Raw genomic sequence first — 17,645 nt, forward strand, 5'->3', positions numbered from 1 at the left:
AACGCCATGATTTATTTTGCTAATTGTTTGTGGGTTTAATGAGGGCATTAATTATATGTTTTATGGCCCTGTTTTCTGCTAATCTATTGTATTTTTGAAATGAATGGATGGTACTAAAACATATACAGTAGACGAGGCGCGCAAAAAATTAGAGCACTATTGTGCTTACCAAGAACGTTGCCATAAAGAAGTGCGGCAGAAGCTCCGCGATATGCGTATGATTCCGGATGCTATGGATGTGATTATAGTGCATCTAATAGCTCATAATTTTTTGAATGAAGAACGTTTTGCACAAGCCTTTGTACGTGGGAAATTCAGAATTAAGAAATGGGGTAAAATCCGCTTGGTACGCGAGTTGAAGTTTCGGGATATTTCTAAATATAGTATTGATACCGCTTTAAAGGAAATTGATTTGGATGATTATTACAACACCTTAGACGACTTAGTGCAAAAACGTATTGCTCAGGTTAAAGAGCCTAATGTGTATAAGAAAAAGAAAAAGGTGGCGGATTATTTGTTGTATCGGGGTTGGGAATCTCATTTGGTTTATGAGCGGTTGAATGGGGTGGTGGAATGATGGTTTTTGTTGGGAGTATAGAGAAGAGAGAAGAGAGCCAAGAGCCAAGAGTCTAGAACCAAGAATCTAGATTTGAGAATTGAGGATTAAGACTTGATATTTGTGTTGTAAATTTTGAAAGTCTTTGTTTTGGTCTGCTTTAGTTCCGTAAAAAAAGCCTTAACACGTGAATGAAAAGGCTTAGTATTTTGTTTGTTGTTAGAATTTAAACTGTGTTCTTAATTCTAACAGCGTAGTAGTCTGTTTTATCTACAAGTTAAAAACAGCACCAATATTTAATGCAAATTGATTGTGTATGTCTATTACGTCGTCATTATCATATTTAGCTAAAGGAAAGTTGGCTTCTGTAAAAACACCAAAACCTTCTGTAAAGAAATAACGTGCGCCAATATGGCCACCAAAGTTTTTAAGGCTTAGGTTTAACCCTGGATAGAAATCAAAATTTTCGTCAATATTAATAACGTTACCTAAGTTAGCATTAAAACGTGCTTTTAAATCGAAACGATCTCCAAAATCTAGATCTTCGATACCGTCCGCACCTCCTAAGGAGTAAGAAGACGATACACCGATAGAAATATTTTCTCCTAAACCGTGATCGAAACTTACATTAATTCCTGTAGCGTAATCTTGAATATTAGCTCCAACTTGAAATTTTTGATCTCCTTTACCTTCAAAGGCTTGGGCATTACCAAAACTAAAAGCTAATAAAGCGACTACTAATACAATGTTTTTCATGTTTTTAATTTTAAAAATAGGGGTCAAATATACAAATAGTATTTTATTAATGTCAGAAAATTAAATATAACGATTGGTATCGGATATGGCCTTTTTATTTTTATAGTCAATCCATTTTTGGCCTTTTAGACGTCGCATGAAGTTATCGTAATTTCGCATTACAAAAATATTATAAATCGCCTTGCTGAGGTTTTTAGGATTTCGGGCAATGGCTCTTAAGCTCATGGAGAATCCTGGAGTGATGTAACGCATGTAATGCCAATAGCCTTCGGGCATATAGAGGACTTCTCCGTGGTTTAAATCGCAGATCCACCCTTTTGCATTTTTTAGGGCTGGCCATTTTTTGATATCCGGATTGTTAAAATCAATATCTTCTCTAGTGATTAAGGAGTGCGGTACTTTGTATAAGTACTTATTCTGTTTTTGGTCGAATAAGATGCATTGCTTTTTACCTTCAAAATGAAAATGAAAGATATTAGCAAAATCTATATCGTAATGCATAAAGGTGTACGAGTCGCGTCCGCCAAAGAATAGCATGGGTAGCTTTTTCATGAGACGCAATCCGAAATCAGGGAATTTAAAATCCTTTTGTAGTTGCGGGACTTCCTTAAATATGTTCCATAAGAAAATGCGATAGCGCGTGGGTTTGCGTTGCAGTAAATCTACATAATCGCTCATTTTCATTTTGGCGTGCGCCTGGTTAAAACCATCTTTGTAATGGACTGGTCTGTCGTCGTAAAGTGGTACGGTTTTATCGCCAGCCACTTTTTTGATATAGTCTAAATTCCATTTGGTATAGGCTGGCCAATCTTTGATAAAATGCTCTATTACCACAGGTTTTTGTGGTTTGAAGTATTGGTTTATGAAATCTTCCTTAGTGATGGTTTTAACACGTGGAATATCTTGAAGATTGAGTTTCAAATGTTAGCAAAGTTTAGGATGCAAAGTTAAGAAAAGGTTAGTAATCTTTAAATAAATGTTGGAATGGGTTGGTGGTGGGTTCTCTATACGGTTTTTAAAACTTCGTTTTGGTTTGTCATTTCTGCGTAGGCAGGAATCCACTTGATCATTTATATTTTTCTATTATTGAGATTTTATGCTAAGTAGGCTCGGACTCACTAAAACTTAAGTGGAGTGGAGGGTTTTATCTCTAGTAGATTTCTGCCTGCGCAGGAATGACAGTTGATGTTGCTTTTGTAGTCTGTTTACATTTTGAAGATTGTGGTTGGAGGTTAATTAGTTGTGCTTGTTAGCTTTGCTGAAGGCTTTGCTGAGTAGCTTAAAAATAGAATATATTTTATTTCTTACTAATCCTTAAGGAGATAATCTACGGATTAGATATTTAAGATTTTATTATAGGTTTAATTTTTTTTGCTTTGATTTCTATTGGTATTAGATCTTGTTTTCAATTGTTGATTTATTGGAAGTGAATATAATTATTTATAAAAAAAATTATTAATTTAAAAGAAATTCAGTACGTTTGACTCCGTTTTTTTTGAAAAAAATCAGTCATAACACTTTTATCTATGATGTTTTTATATCAACAATATACTTGAAATTCATAATATTAATAAATAACGTTTAACCCAAAATTTAAAAAAGATGATTAAAAGATCAATGAAATTAATGAGCGGACTTTTTGTAGCTTCAATATTATTAACGTCGTGTTATTCTTACACAAGTGTTGTAGGTAATGGTGCGCAAGGAAACTCTAAAGTGACAGAATGGAACCATTATGTTATTTATGGTTTAGCACCAGTCGGTGTTTCTGATTCTAAAGCTATGGCTGGTGGAGCAGAAAATTATACTGTAACGACAAGACAGACGTTTGTTAATGGATTAATTTCTGGTATTACTTTTGGAATTTATACACCAACAGTTACAACAGTTACTAAATAGTTTTTCTAATTAGTTTATTGGAAGAAGCTATCTGTACAGATAGCTTCTTCTTGTTATTTGTACACATGAAAAAAATTATATTTTATATAGCATTCGTTATATCCTTTTTTTTATTGATAAACGTTATCAACATAGTATTGACGGATCTAGATCGATTAACTGAATATGGCTATGGTTATTTGGTTGGTAAAATTATCTTGTTCTTTATTTTTGCAATGGTTGCTTTTTTTACTAGGAAATCGGTTTTTAAATTGAATTAGCCCAATATATTTCGTTGTAATGTAGCTCCGCAGACTCTCCTTTGTTGTACGAAGGTTTTTTGAGTTAATAATTACTCGAATTTATAGATTGTATTTATACACGATTAATGAGCTGCGCTCGGTAGCTTCAAATATAAATAACACCCCTAAAATCCTCATAAGGAGATAATCTACAGATTAGATATTTAGGATTTTATTATAGGTTGTTTTTTAATTGGTTCTTGGTATGATTTTTAAAACGCCCTTAGGGTTTGTCATTCCTGCGTAGGCAGGAATTCACTTGATCATTTATATTTTTCTATTATTGAGATTTTATGCTAAGTAGGCTCGGACTCACTAAAACTTAAGTGGAGTGGAGGGTTTTATTTCTAGTAGATTCCTGCCTTCGCAGGAATGATAATTGGTTTTAAATTACAGCCATTTAGTATCACGAGATGTGGCGTCTAAGACATCGATGTTTAAGGCTGATGCTATATGTTTGGCGATATCAAAAGCTAAATCAGTAAAGTCGGTTTCATAGGCTTCAATTTTTTGATTGGTATTATAAAACAAGTTGACTTTAACTACGGTTGCCGTCACATTAGTACTTGCTGTGGAGACCCAAACGCGTGTGGTCTGTGTGGTTTTAAACACAGAGACGTATTCTATTTTAGGGAAGTCTTTCCATTTCCCAAAGGTGAGACCAAATAGGTTAGTGGTATTGCGGTATTTTTTTGTTGTGAGGTCAATTTCAATACCATCAGTATAGAAAAAGAAGACACCTGCTCCTAAGAAAAGCACACCAAAATAGGTGTCGATACTAAGTATTCCGATAAAAAAAAGACCAATACCATACATAAATTTTAATGTTGGTATTGGTCTTTTGTAGCTAATTATTGTCAAGAAATGATGCTATTGTTTTTATAACTTATCAATTTCAGCATCAACAGCGTCAATTGTCTTTTTGTCTTTTCCTTTTAAATATTCTGGTAAATCCATACCGGCCATATTAAACATTTCTTGCAATGGTGGTACTGATTTGTACATGCCAGATAAGAAGTTAGCGGTTGACGATTTTCCGTCTTCTCCACCGCTACCATTATCCCAAACGGTGACTTTATCTATCTTAATATTCTTAATCGCTTCCGACTGAATTCTCACTAATTCTGGTAATTTATCTGCAATTAATAATAATACGGCATCTCTACTATTGTTACCAGCCGCTTTTACAATTTGCTCCATACCCGCAGCTTGCTTGGTTAAGATTTCAAATTGTCCTTGTGCTTCGGCTTGTGCTTTAAATAATATGGCATCTGCCTCCCCTTTTGCACGTCTTCTAATACGTTCTGCTTCTGCTTCGGCATCAATTTCAACTTTACGTTTATCAATTTCAGCTGGTATAATAACATCGGCCATTTGAGACGAACGCTCACGTTCTGCTCTTGCAGTTTCAGCGATTTGCTCTGCGGCATACGATTCTGCCAAGGCGTTTGCAGATTGTACTTTTTCAGAGGCATTTGCCACACGTTCTGCTTCTGCTTCACGTTGACGACGTAACGAATCTGAATTTGCTACCGATATTTTCGCTGCATTTTCACCCTCTACAGCTTGTGCGTTAGCTGCTGCGACTTGGGTTCTTTCATCTTGTACAGCGTTAGCTTCACCAATAGATCCATCTCTTGTTTTCTCAGCAACCGATTTACGTGCTGCGTTAATAGCATGTGCTGCAGCCTCTTTACCAAGTGCTTCAATATAACCAGACTCATCAACGATATCCGTAATGTTTACGTTGATTAGTTTTAAACCTACTTTCTTTAATTCAGTTTCAACAGATTCTGAAATGTTTGTTAAGAATTTATCTCTGTCATTATTAATTTCCTCAATATCCATTGAAGCGACTACTAAACGTAATTGTCCAAAAATAATTTCTTGTGCTAAATCTTGAATCTCATTTTGTCCTAATCCTAATAAACGCTCTGCAGCATTTTGCATAATACCTGGTTCTGTAGAGACACCAATAGTGAAACGCGATGGTACATTAACACGAATGTTTTGCTTAGATAAGGCATTAACCAAATTTACTTCTATAGAAATAGGTGTTAATTCTAAGAATTCATAATCTTGAATTACAGGAATTATAAAAGCCGCTCCACCATGAATACATTTAGCCGATTGTCCGCCACCTACTTTTCCGTAAACGACTAAAATCCTATCTGAAGGACAACGTTTGTAGCGTTTTATTAAAATAATTAAGGTAAGTACAACAAATAAGGCTACAAAAATGAGCAGCATAGGACCGCCTAGGCTTTCCATATTAAAGTTGTTTTGAATGGTTAGTAATTTCATAGTCATTTAGATTTGATTGGTTGGTTATAAAGCTTAATATTAGTGTGACTTAATTTTCTATAAGTCGATTTTTTGATTTTGGTAATTCTTCTGTAATAGTATGTGACGGTTCTATGGGCTTGCGTGTTTGATCTACGATGAGAATACCGTTAGAGGTCACGTCGACGACTTTGATGATTGTGCCAGTTTTTAATGGTATTAGAGAATCGGTAAGTGCATCGAGTTCTCGCATTGTGCCTTGCACACTTACATTTACTTTTCCCATTTTTGAACGGTCTGCGCCGATAGGTATATAGACTTCACCAACAGCATCGAGCGCATTTTTGTAATTTAGGGTGCCACTATCCGAAAGTTTACTAATAAAGAAATAGAGCGCTGCCATAATTACCATCATTAGCAAACCACAAATTACCGATATAAATATAGTTAGTACTGTAGAGAGCCCTGCATCAATACACGCAATACCACTCCAGCCAAAAATAGTAAAGAAGCCTATTAGGTTTTTAAATGAAATAAATTGAAATCCGGCTTCGATGTCTCCGTCAATATCATCCGCTTCTCCACCTGCAAAAGCCATGACCATGACTATAGAAAAAATGAGAGAACCAATTATAGCAACTAGCCAATAAAGTTGGGATAGAAATTCTAGATTTGAAAACCATTCTGCCATAAGATACTGTTTAAATTTGAGTTACTAAATATACGACCATTGTAATGCTATGCAATTTTTTTTTGAAAGTAAGTCGGACCCAATGCAATCAGCAGACAGACGTTTTAAGTCTCAGTTTTTAGCTGCGTTTGAATTATGGTAATTCAAGCTAGAAATACTGATTGTATTTTGATGGTTATAGAAGTACGGTCGTTTTTATACTATTTGGAGCCTCAAAAAAGTTTTGAGATTTGGACTGCTTTCAATATATAAGTAGTGAAAGGAGGCATTTTGTTACAGGGAATTTAGGAAATATTTATTGGAAAGGCTTAACGTTGACTGAAGAGAGTCATTCTAGGATTGTGTATTTTGTTTTGGTCGCTAGGTTTGGTGACGGTTCTCGACACGATTTTCTCGTGCCTCAAAAATTACTCGAACTGACAATGGTATTTGTTTTGATGTTTAGGGTTATGATTGGTTTTCTATACATAAAAAACAAAACCTACAAGGTTAAAAAAAAGACCTTGCAGGATCGTTGCGATGAGCATTTAGTTCCGATTTATGAGATTCCTTTTTTTAAAGGAATTTGTAGCGCAGTCCAAATAATACATTGCTTGGTGGCATTGGTGTAAAGCCTGATTCTATATAGTCGGCATCAAAAATGTTGTTTGCTGTTACCGATAATTCTACTTGTTTTAATTGCAGCATTATTGACGCATCCCAAACGTTGTAGGTTTGTCCTGTGGTACGTTCGGCATATTTGTAAACAATGCTTTGGCTAATGTTTTTAAACAATTGTGTGCTTAATCTGGTGGTGTAATGATGCTTTAAGGTGTTTAAAGCATAGCGCGATAATTCTTCGTTTTGCTCTAAGATATCATCTTCTAAATAAGCATAACCAAAAGCTAGGGTTTGATTAAAGGTCTTTATTTTAAAATTATAGGCCACGTCCACTTCTAGTCCTTTAGTATTGACTTCTGCAATGTTGGTTGCTGTAAAGATTTCTTCAACAGTATTTGGTCTTACAAAGTCAATCAGGTTTTTGGCATCACGATTAAAAACAGATAGACTTGCTCTAATGTTTTGAGAGTTGTATTTAATACCAATCTCTTGCGCAAAGGCTTCTTCGGGTTCTAAGTTTTCATTACCGTTGGTTCTTGGGTCACTGTAATATAAATCGGTGTAGGTTGGTATTCTGTATGTGAATCCAATATTTCCATAAGCTTTTAGGTTGTTGGTAATATCGAACCCTACATCTAATCCGGGGAATCCATTAAATTTAAAATCCGAAAAATAGGTGACGGCAACACCAGGTGTAATATCTAAACGGTTGTCTATAAACTGGAATCGATGTTCTAAAAATAAGGTGGTCATAAAACGGTTACGATTCCCTAAATTATTACTCTTTAAGTAGGTTTTAGAGAGGTCTATTCCAAAGCCTGTAACTCCTAATTTAGACGTGTAGGATGCATTGGCTTCGGCACCAATTTTATTAGACAGGTGAAAGTTTCTGAAGAATTCAGGTTCAAAACGTTTTAGGAGAAATAGATCTTGGTTACGTTTCCAGTAGATACGCGGTTGAATTTTGAATTTTTCAGATTGAAATTTTGTGGTGAATGCAATTAAGCTGTTTTGGGTTTCTTCGTATTCATTATATGCAGGATTGGTGGTGTAAAAATTTTCGGCACCAAACTTACGCTCAGAAAAAGTGGTAATCATTTCTATTGCTTGGTTATTTTTATTGAACACACTTTTAAGGAAATAGTTAGAATTGTCGTAATCCGAATTGTTTCTGTACCCGTCAGATGTCATTTTTCCCACATGAAGTATGTGTGTTGAGTTTTCTAATTCAGACCCTACAGTTACTGACCCATTAAGTTGACCGAAAGAGCCTGTTTCAAGATTAGCAGAAACAGAATTATCTAAACTCGATTTTGTAACAATATTTATAGCACCTGTGAAGGCATTTTGGCCAAAAACGCGGGCGGCAGGTCCTTTTATGATTTCGATACGTTCAATTACTTCTAGAGGAAGCGCGGCATTTAAGGTGTGATGTCCTGTTTGTGCATCGTCCATTTTGATACCATCAATTAATAATAGTGTTTGATCAAAACCACCACCTCTAATAAATAAATCGGCTTGACTTCCTCCTGTGCCACGACGTCTAACATCGACTCCTGCGACTTGCTGTAATACATCTGAAATGGTGACGGCGGCACTACTTTTAATATCTGCAGAGGTGATAATGTTTATGGTTCTGGAATTGTCTTTGAAGGGTAGATCAATTCGTGTTGAGGTAATAATCACCTCTTTTAGAGAATCTGTTTTTATGATGGGTTGTGTTTCTTGCGCATTAAGTTGGCACGTGGCCATTAAAATGCATGTAAAAAGTGCAGCTAAAGTTTTCATTTATTTATGTTTTGTAAGACTTTGTTGTTGTATGGTTTTATTTGAACGCTGCAAAAGTCGTAACTTTGCGGACGATTAAAGTAGTCCAGGTTTAAAACAATGAATAGTCCGGTTAGTCAAATACTAAAACAGCTTATCACCTTTGATAAAACGATTGTGCAACCTGTGTATGTTCAAGTTGCACAGCAAATCGTAAATGCGATACAACGTGGCTATTTAGAAAAAGGGAGTAAGTTGCCAGGGACTCGCGTTTTTAGTCAGTTGTTAAACATTCATCGCAATACAGCTGTTGCTATTTATGATGAATTAGCCTCGCAAGGTTGGGTAGATATCATAGCGAATAGAGGCACTTTTGTTTTGGTACCTGAAGAATCAACGGCAAAAATTAAAGCCACAACTCAGCACTTGCAACAAGCGTATTCGTATCCGAAAGTTGCTGGTTTTCCGTTTCAGAAATCGTTTCACTTGGCTTCCACAGCACAAGAAACGACTGCTAAATATTCTATAAATGATGGTAAGCCCGATTTGCGTTTGCATCCTGTGCACCAATTTTCGAGATGGTATAGTGCTGCGATGAAACGTAAACCCTTAATTAATAAATGGAACAGAACAACCGCTATAACACCCTCGGTTTTTAGTACACAGCTCTGTAATTATTTAAATGCTACGCGAGGGTTTCATATCAACCCTAAACATTTAATTAATACGCGTAGTACCGAAATGAGCCTTTATGTGGTATCACAATTGCTTATAAAACAAGATGATTTGGTGCTGGTTGGGCAGTTAAGTAATTACGCAGCTAACATGATTTTTCAGGAAGCTGGTGCCACTATGAGAACTATTCCGGTAGATGATGAGGGTTTAGATGTCGATTATATTAAAACGCATTTTGTAAAGAAAAGCATTCGATGTGTATATATCTGTGCGCATAGGGACTATCCGACAACTGTAACATTGAGTGCTAAACGTCGTTTGCAATTGTTACAACTCGCAAAAACATATGGGTTTGCTATTATAGAAGATGATTATGATTATGATTTTCAGTTTGAAGGTTCTGCGATGTTACCTATGGCAAGTGCTGATGCAGATGGTATGGTTATTTATCTGGGGAAATTAGGACAATCGTTATTTCCTAGCTTTCATACTGGTTTTGTGGTGGCACCTGAAAACTTTATTTCCGAAGCCAAAAACTATCTGCAATTGTTAGATCAGCAAGGCGATTTAATACAAGAGCAAATGTTATCTGAGCTTATTTCTGAAGGTGAAATCTATCGCCTTAAGAAAAAAAACATCATTACTTACAAGCAGCGACGTGATTGTTTATGTCAGTATTTAAATCATTATTTTAAAGGTATTATTACTTGGGACATACCTTTAGGTGGTTTGGCGCTATGGTTGCAATTTGTGAGCACCATATCTTTAGTGAAATTGGCTGAAGAGACTGAGAAACTAGATTTATTCCTACCTAAAACCATTTTATATCAAGATAAAAATACGTGTGCCATTCGTTTTGGTTTTGGCCATTTAAATGAAGGCGAACTCGAAATCGTGATTAAAAAACTTAAAACCGCTTATGATAAGGTGCTTAACCTTTAATGGGGAATTCAGTCTTGCAATCTTCGCATTTGTATTGGTAGCGTGCACTGAATGGTAGCGTCCCAGTTATTAAACCAATAAGAAAAGAGACTAAGGATTTAAAATTGGTAATGGTCGAATAAAGTTCAATACGATGTTTTCCGCAGTTGGGACAGGTGATAGCTTCGCCGTCATCATTTACAGAATACGCTTTAATGGAATTTAAAATGTCTTTTGCTTTGGCTTCGTCCGCAGCTAATACTTTTAATTTTATACCGCCAATAGCATTACTTACTAAGGGATCTGTATCAATAGTGATATTGTCTTTTAGGAATACTTGGATGCCATCAGACTCTAGTCTGCCTTTTATGATTTCGGCTTCTGTTGAATATTGAAATTTGGCTATGGTAACGAAGGTGTCTTGCATGTGGTAAAGGTACTATATTCTTGTGGAGACCTGTCAGGTTTTAAAAACCTGACAGGTCTGAGAAATAAATTGATAAATTATTGTTTATCGATAATTTTTATATATTTGTTATCGTAAAACGATAATTTACATGAAAAACTTGACTATCTTAAAAGGTTTAGCCGATTACATTTGGATACTTACTTGTATTCCTATATTGATTTTTCTACCAATAGGTTATATATATGGTTTCTTTGATTCAGATGCATATAATATTTTGTTTGAGGCAGGTGAGTCGAATGTAAATTATTCGAATCCATTCGTTCACTTTATATTACTTCTCTTTATGGTACTCACTTTTGTAAGTATTTATTGTTTTTACTTGTTTAGAAAAACTTTAGATTTTTTCCTAAAGGCTGAGCCATTTCATGAAGAAGTGATAGTGAATTTTTATAAAATTGGTCGCTTTTTGGTGATCATAGGTATATTAGGTTCTGTGTTTCTGTTTTTAGTTAGAATGATAGTAAAAAATCAACTCAAATTAAATTTAGGTCTAAGTCCATATATAATAATACTATGCTTGGGTTTATTTTTTATGGTATTAAGCGAGGTATTTAAGGTGGCGAAAAAGGCTAAGGAAGAAAATGAATTAACGGTTTGATTATGAAAGACAATGCAAAAACATTAACCATTATCACTTATGCTGTATTGTTAGGTGCTGTCTCAGTACTTCTAAACGATATGCGTGAGTTTGATTTTAATCAATTTGAGAGTTTTCAAAATTGGGCAAAAAATGCAGATAAAAACGAACCTTGGTTTACTACAAAAAATGCGATTCAATGGAGTTACTATGTTATTAGTGCTGGGCTTTTCTTCTGGAGAGGGTATCTAATTTATGGCTTTAGTTATTTCTTATCTATTCTAAAAGAGGTTGAAAAGGGGAATTATTTTAGTGACAAGAATATAAAGTATTTTAGAAAAATTGGAAACATATTTATTTGGTACACTATTAATGTGCTTATTCTTAGATTTCTTTTGGCTTTAATTGGCGAATCAACCTTCAATTTCTTTGATGAACTTAAAGCGGAATTCACGTTTTTAATTCCTGCAGGATTGGCATTTTATATTTTGGCCGAAATTTTTGAACGCGGGAAAATTGTGGAAGAAGAAAACGACTTAACCATATAATTATGAAAAAGGAAAATACACTTGTTTGGGTTTTATATTGGTTTTGTAATATTTCATTTTACTTTTTAATTATATGGATTGTAGTTGCAATTGGTTTTGAAGTTTTTACAGGTAATGGTAAGGTTGGCGATTTTCGGTCTGGAAGTCATCATTCTATTGGTTATCAGATGCCAGTGAAGTTTAGTATTAGCCCTGAAAAACTAATGTATAATAATGAGCTTTTTAAATTAGAAAAAGGAGGTATTAATACTTTGGGGCAAAGTTATTCTAGTGGAACAGGTACTTATGTTAAACCAATAACTTCTGAAGATTCTTTAAATTTTAAATCGATAGTAAGTATTCATAATAAGGATATGGTGGATCATTATGAATTTACTTCAACACAACTCGTAAGCAATGGATTCATAGCGGTTAATCCGAAAACGATGGTTAATAAATGTCTTATAATTTTTAGATCATATTTAGGTTTATTGATACTATTACTTGTGTTCCTTTTCCTTAAAAGAATATTTAAAGCTTTAAAAGCGAATTTTTTATTTTCTCAAAAATTATATAAGAATATTAACTTGATAGGTATATTGTTAATATGCCATGTATTATTAAATTCTATAATTAATTTTATCTTAGGTATTGATTTGCCTTATGTTAGTATTAGTCCTTTAGATTACAATTTAAAGTACGTTACCATTTCCATGAATCCACGTTTAGATTTTGATTTCATGTTATTTTTAATAGGTTTTATGCTTATTGTTTTAAGTACTCTACTTTATAAAGGAAACCAAATTCAACACGAAAACGATCTAACCATATAATCATGCCCATAATAGTCAACTTAGACCTCATATTAGCCAAACGCGGCATGAAGAGTAACGAACTTTCAGAACTCGTTGGTATCACAACCGCAAACCTTTCTATTTTAAAAACGGGAAAAGCAAAAGCTATTCGGTTTTCAACTTTGGAAGCCATTTGTAAAGCTTTGGACTGTCAGCCTAGTGATATTTTGGAGTATGTAGAAGACTAAATGTGTATACGATCATACCTGCTAGGTTTCAAAAATCTGTTTGGTTTTACATCATAATCATCGTCGTCGATTAGCCAACAAAGGAGGTGGTTCTCCATTAAAAGGATTCCAGCGACTAATCGTTTTTGCTTCCATGCCAGCAGCGCTCATTACGGCTCTATCTCCATAACGTTCGCGCATTTTGTCCATAGCACTGGTTAGGTTGAGGTGCATTTCGTTGTCTTCAAACAAATTCACTTGATGGCCACCTTCTACCAAATGACTAAATTTTACGCCAATTAATCGCACTAAAAGTCTACGGTGGTATAGTTTTTTGAATAAATCTAATACCACAGGAATAAGCATGTGATCCATGGCGCTATAAGGAATGCGTTGTTGCTGCGTATAAGTCTGAAAATCTGAATACCGAATCTTAAACGTGACGCAGGCTGTTAATTTATGACCACGACGCAACTGATACGCTAAATTCTCTGCCATCGCAACGACCATACCTTTAAGTTTGGTAACATCAGTAGTGTCTTGCCCAAAGGTACGCTCTGTAGAAATGGATTTACGCTCGTGGTATTGTATTACAGGTGAATTGTCTATGCCATTGGCTTTTTTCCAAATCATTAAACCGTTTTTGCCTAATACTTTATGCATGAGTTCCATGGGCATTTCTTGTACGGTTTGTATACGTTTTACACCTAAGTCACATAGGGTTTTATAAGTTACATTGCCAACCATAGGAATCTTTTTAACCGAGAGTGGAGCTAGAAATGGTTTTTCGTCACCAGAAAGAATTCGGATTTCATTGTTGGGTTTGGCTTCTCCAGTCGCAATTTTAGAAACCGTTTTGTTAAGCGATAAACCAAACGAAATTGGCAAACCGGTTTCTCTTATAATCTTCTGTCGTAATTCGGAAGCGAGTTTGTGGCAGCCAAAAAATTTATCCATTCCGGTGAGATCGATGTAAAATTCATCTATCGATGTTTTTTCATAAAGCGGCACACTTTCTTTTATTACGTCGGTAACAGCGTTTGAAAATTTGGTGTAAACACTAGAGTTTCCTCTTAGTACAATAGCTTCAGGGCAGAGTTGTTTTGCCATACGCATTGGCATGGCAGAGTGGATACCGAATTTTCGAGCTTCGTAACTGCAAGATGCAACAACACCTCTGTCGCTTGTGCCACCAATAAGAATTGGTTTTCCGTTAAGGCTACTATCAGTGTGTCTTTCGCAAGACACAAAAAATGTATCTAAATCCATGTGTACGATGTTGCGGTTGTTTCTCATGCTTGATTTTGGGTAATTTGGGTTTTCCGCAAGGCTTCTAAAACCTTGTGTATTTAAGAGATGGTTTTATAACTACAAGGTCAATAAAGGACCCTGCAGAATTTTGTTGTTTTTATAATTAACGTCAGTTCGCGTGGCAATTTTTGTAGCTAAAGCGGAAAAAAGCGTTGTATAGAGAACCTTTTGATTAATAAATGCTTCTCGATACAATTTACTCGTGCCTCATAAATCACTCGAAGTGACGAGTAGGTTTTGGTTTTATCCTTGTGCCAGTTTGAGGTCTTGAAAGCTTTTTTTATTCTGAAATGTAGGATTTAAAGACTTTACCGAATAACGCGGATCTTCAATAATTGCCAAACGTTCCATTTTTGAAACTTCAATAGTCACACAATCAAATTCTATCATTACTTTTCCTATGATACTATAAATCCCTTTCCCCCTAAATGGATATTTGGCTACAACAGGAGGAAAATGAACCGTGTCTATAAAGTCGCCATCACGATCTAAAAATGTTCCAAAATGCATCATTTTTCCGTTAGCAGTTTTGGTATTTTTTGTGGTAATTAAATAGCCTTCAATGCTAATATATTTGTTTTCTAGTTGTGTTAAGTGTTTGGCGCGTAAATTGCTAATCGAATGTATTTCTAATAAAAAAAAGGGATTACAAAGGGAAAAACCTAGTAATTCAATCGAATCGAAAGCGTTTTCTAGATCTGTACTTGGCAGTTCAGGTGTGTTGTATGTTACGCGTTCGGTTTTAAATAGTGTAATGATGTCTTCTTTAATGACGGTTTTACTAATTTTTAAATGCGCTTCCCAAAGCAATTCACGTTTATTAATATTTGTAAATCGAAAGGCGTTTATTTTAATTAAAATGGACATCTGTTCCATAGAGATTGGAACACGTTCTATGAAATCGTCGAGCGATTTAAATTTGCCATGTTCTTGGCGTTCGCTAAGGATGCGTGTAATGGTTTTAGATTCTAAGGATTGTAAAAACATAAAACCTAAAAAGATGGTTTTTTGGTTTATAATGGCTTGACTAAAAGAACTATTAATACATGGAGCTTCAATAATTCCGTTATGCATTTTGGCTTCGTGTACATAGAGTTCTGTGCTGTAAAATCCACCAAAATTATTGAGGGTTGCGGTCATATATTCCAACGGATAATAGGCTTTTAAAAACAGGCTTTGGTAACTTTCTACGGCATAAGAAGCCGAATGGCCTTTGGCAAACGCATAACCTGCAAAGCTTTCTATTTGTCTCCAAATATTGGCAACTAAGTCATCGGGTTTACCATCATGTTTACAATTGTCGAAAAATTTCTGTTTCACTTTATCAAACTCATCTCGAGATCTAAATTTTCCCGACATACCACGACGTAGCATATCAGATTCACCCAAATCTAAACCACCAAACAGGTGTGCAACTTTAATGACATCTTCTTGGTACACCATAATGCCATAGGTTTCTGGCATAATTTTTTGCAGCACAGGATGCGCATCTTTTCGTCTTTCGGGATAACGGTACCGTAAAATATACTCGCGCATCATACCGCTTTTTGCAACCCCAGGCCTAATAATCGAGCTCGCAGCAACTAAGCCTAAATAATTATCGACTTGTAGTTTTTTTAAAAGCATACGCATGGCCGGCGATTCTACATAAAAACAACCGATAGCTTTTGCGTTGCGTAGTAAATCTTTTATACGTTCGTCTTTTTTAAACCCTTTTATATCGTGTATGTCAATTGGTGGTTGTTCTTTATAATTGGCATCAATAATCTCTACCGCTTCCTTTATTTTTCCTAAACCACGCTGGCTGAGAATATCAAATTTATACAAACCAATATCTTCAGCGACAACCATATCAAATTGTGTTGTCGCAAACCCTTTTGGTGGCATAAATGTGGCGCAATACGAATGAATAGGTTGCTCTGAAATCAGAATACCACCAGCATGAATGCCTAAATAATTAGGAAAACCTTCAATATACGTACTGTATTTAATGACGAGTTGCGATAAATTGTCGAGTTGATTAAGGGTGTATTTTCCTCTGGTGAGTTTATCCATTTCGGACTTAGGTAGGCCAAAAACTTTTCCTAATTCGCGAATAGACGCTCTAAATTTGAAGGTGTTGTAAACCGCAATAAGCGCTGTGTGTTTAAAGCTATTGAAAATATATTTTGTAATATCATCTCTGTCCTTCCATGAAAAATCAAGGTCAAAATCTGGTGGATTCTGACGAAAGAGATTAATAAAGCGTTCAAAATATAAATCGAGTTCAATTGGGTCTACATCAGTAATTCGTAATAAATAGGCGACTATGCTATTGGCACCGCTACCACGACCAACGTAATAATAGTTTTTGTTACGAGCGTATTCTAAGATTTTCCAGTTGATGAGAAAGTAGGAGACGAAACTTTTTTTTTTAATAATATCGAGTTCTTTTTCTATACGATCATAAACTTTTTGATCAACATCGGTGCCGTACCGATAATTAATGCCATTGTAAGTTAATTGTTTCAGTAATTCATAATCTGAAGTTTCATTTTCAGTGAGACATTTTTGGTTTTTAGGTTCTGTGTTTTCAAAATCGAAAGTTGCTGTACAGTTTTCTAAAAGTTGTTCTGTATTACTGATCAGTTTTGGAAATTCTGAATAGGTTTCACATAAGTCGTTATAAGGTAGCATCATATCGCTTTCTTTACCTTCTTCAGACTTTGGTAGTTTACTCAATAAGGTATTATTGTCAATAGCACGAAGTAAACGGTGTGTGTTGAATCCTTTTTTATTCTGAAAAGAGACCGTTTTTAAAACGACGAGTTTGTGTTTGAATTGATTCCATTTAGAAAACTTTAAACGATTAAGATCTTGTGGTGTAATACCTAGAAATTCATTGTGTTTTAATTCGAAATCTATGCCGTTGTAATACGGGTAAATCACGAAGCAATCCGCTAAATCTTCGTCTGGTCGTTCAGGGATTTGTAAATTCTGATTATGAAGAAATTTAGAGAGGTAAGCATTGATATTTTGAAACCCGCGATTATTTTTTGCTATAAGAATAAATTGTTGCTGTGCTCCATTTCTAAAATCGACACCCAGTACCGGTTTAATTTTATACTTTTTAGATAAACGCATCACGTCTAAACACGCAGATGTACTATTAATATCGGTTAGCGCAAGGGTTTGAACACCATTCTCTGAGGCAATAGCAAGGAGTTGCTCTGGTTTTATAGTACCATAACGAAGACTGTAATACGTGTGACAATTTAAATACATAATGAAAAAGCTAGATTGTAAAATTAGCTACTATGTGTAGTTTTTAT

At 35.0% G+C, this 17,645-nt stretch carries 16 protein-coding genes; 7 read left to right on the forward strand and 9 right to left on the reverse strand.

Annotated elements, in window-relative coordinates:
• Nucleotides 1–103 precede the first annotated feature (103 nt).
• Nucleotides 104–577: a regulatory protein RecX gene (locus HM986_RS17895; protein ID WP_179334157.1), complete on the forward strand. Its 474-nt coding sequence runs from the start codon at nt 104–106 to the stop codon at nt 575–577.
• A gap of 249 nt (nt 578–826) precedes the next feature.
• Here HM986_RS17895 and HM986_RS06135 read toward each other — a convergent pair whose 3' ends face one another.
• Nucleotides 827–1,312 carry a DUF6646 family protein gene (locus tag HM986_RS06135; protein ID WP_179334158.1) on the reverse strand — a complete coding sequence of 162 codons (486 nt, stop codon included), beginning with the start codon at nt 1,310–1,312 and terminating at the stop codon, nt 827–829.
• 60 nt (nt 1,313–1,372) lie between these two features.
• On the reverse strand, nt 1,373–2,233 hold the full coding sequence (locus HM986_RS06140) for a cupin-like domain-containing protein (protein ID WP_179334159.1): 861 nt from the start codon (nt 2,231–2,233) through the stop codon (nt 1,373–1,375).
• Between the two features lie 681 nt (nt 2,234–2,914).
• Here HM986_RS06140 and HM986_RS06145 point away from each other — a divergent pair.
• A complete protein-coding gene (locus HM986_RS06145) occupies nt 2,915–3,211 on the forward strand; it encodes a Bor family protein (RefSeq protein ID WP_317167326.1) in 297 nt (98 codons plus the stop codon).
• 671 nt (nt 3,212–3,882) lie between these two features.
• Here HM986_RS06145 and HM986_RS06150 read toward each other — a convergent pair.
• From HM986_RS06150 to HM986_RS06165, 4 genes are all read right to left on the reverse strand, one after another.
• Nucleotides 3,883–4,353, reverse strand: coding sequence for a hypothetical protein (locus tag HM986_RS06150; protein ID WP_179334160.1), 471 nt, complete (start codon nt 4,351–4,353; stop codon nt 3,883–3,885).
• A gap of 18 nt (nt 4,354–4,371) precedes the next feature.
• Nucleotides 4,372–5,796 carry a flotillin family protein gene (locus HM986_RS06155; protein WP_394354218.1) on the reverse strand — a complete coding sequence of 475 codons (1,425 nt, stop codon included), beginning with the start codon at nt 5,794–5,796 and terminating at the stop codon, nt 4,372–4,374.
• Between the two features lie 49 nt (nt 5,797–5,845).
• A complete protein-coding gene (locus HM986_RS06160) occupies nt 5,846–6,466 on the reverse strand; it encodes a hypothetical protein (protein ID WP_179334162.1) in 621 nt (206 codons plus the stop codon).
• A gap of 555 nt (nt 6,467–7,021) precedes the next feature.
• Nucleotides 7,022–8,854, reverse strand: coding sequence for a TonB-dependent receptor plug domain-containing protein (locus HM986_RS06165; RefSeq protein ID WP_179334163.1), 1,833 nt, complete (start codon nt 8,852–8,854; stop codon nt 7,022–7,024).
• Between the two features lie 99 nt (nt 8,855–8,953).
• Between HM986_RS06165 and HM986_RS06170 the strand changes: the two genes are divergently transcribed.
• Entirely contained in the window at nt 8,954–10,450 is a 1,497-nt protein-coding gene (locus HM986_RS06170; RefSeq protein ID WP_179334164.1) for an aminotransferase-like domain-containing protein, read from the forward strand.
• Here the strand turns inward: HM986_RS06170 and HM986_RS06175 are convergent.
• Nucleotides 10,440–10,856, reverse strand: a complete 417-nt coding sequence (locus tag HM986_RS06175; protein WP_179334165.1) for a putative signal transducing protein — start codon at nt 10,854–10,856, stop codon at nt 10,440–10,442. The genes HM986_RS06170 and HM986_RS06175 overlap by 11 nt on opposite strands.
• Before the next feature lie 130 nt (nt 10,857–10,986).
• On the opposite strand from HM986_RS06175, the gene HM986_RS06180 reads away from it, so the two are divergent.
• The 4 genes from HM986_RS06180 to HM986_RS06195 are packed head-to-tail and all read left to right on the forward strand — an operon-like array spanning nt 10,987 to nt 13,044.
• A complete protein-coding gene (locus tag HM986_RS06180; RefSeq protein ID WP_179334166.1) occupies nt 10,987–11,496 on the forward strand; it encodes a DUF2975 domain-containing protein in 510 nt (169 codons plus the stop codon).
• A gap of 2 nt (nt 11,497–11,498) precedes the next feature.
• Complete coding sequence (locus tag HM986_RS06185; protein ID WP_179334167.1) at nt 11,499–12,023, forward strand: DUF2975 domain-containing protein; 525 nt, start codon at nt 11,499–11,501, stop codon at nt 12,021–12,023.
• A gap of 2 nt (nt 12,024–12,025) precedes the next feature.
• Complete coding sequence (locus HM986_RS06190; RefSeq protein ID WP_179334168.1) at nt 12,026–12,835, forward strand: DUF2975 domain-containing protein; 810 nt, start codon at nt 12,026–12,028, stop codon at nt 12,833–12,835.
• A 2-nt stretch (nt 12,836–12,837) separates the two neighbouring features.
• Nucleotides 12,838–13,044 (forward strand): helix-turn-helix domain-containing protein, encoded by a 207-nt coding sequence (locus HM986_RS06195; protein WP_179334169.1) that lies wholly within the window; start codon nt 12,838–12,840, stop codon nt 13,042–13,044.
• A gap of 57 nt (nt 13,045–13,101) precedes the next feature.
• Here HM986_RS06195 and dinB read toward each other — a convergent pair whose 3' ends face one another.
• Together dinB and HM986_RS06205 are read right to left on the reverse strand one after the other, a co-directional pair.
• The gene (dinB, locus tag HM986_RS06200) at nt 13,102–14,319 is read right to left on the reverse strand and encodes a DNA polymerase IV (RefSeq protein WP_179334170.1); all 1,218 of its coding nucleotides are present in this window, start codon (nt 14,317–14,319) and stop codon (nt 13,102–13,104) included.
• A gap of 258 nt (nt 14,320–14,577) precedes the next feature.
• Entirely contained in the window at nt 14,578–17,598 is a 3,021-nt protein-coding gene (locus HM986_RS06205; protein WP_179334171.1) for a DNA polymerase III subunit alpha, read from the reverse strand.
• Between the last annotated feature and the right edge of the window lie 47 nt (nt 17,599–17,645).

The sequence above is a fragment of the Winogradskyella costae genome (assembly GCF_013403865.1).
GTDB classification, from domain to species: Bacteria; Bacteroidota; Bacteroidia; order Flavobacteriales; family Flavobacteriaceae; genus Winogradskyella; species Winogradskyella costae.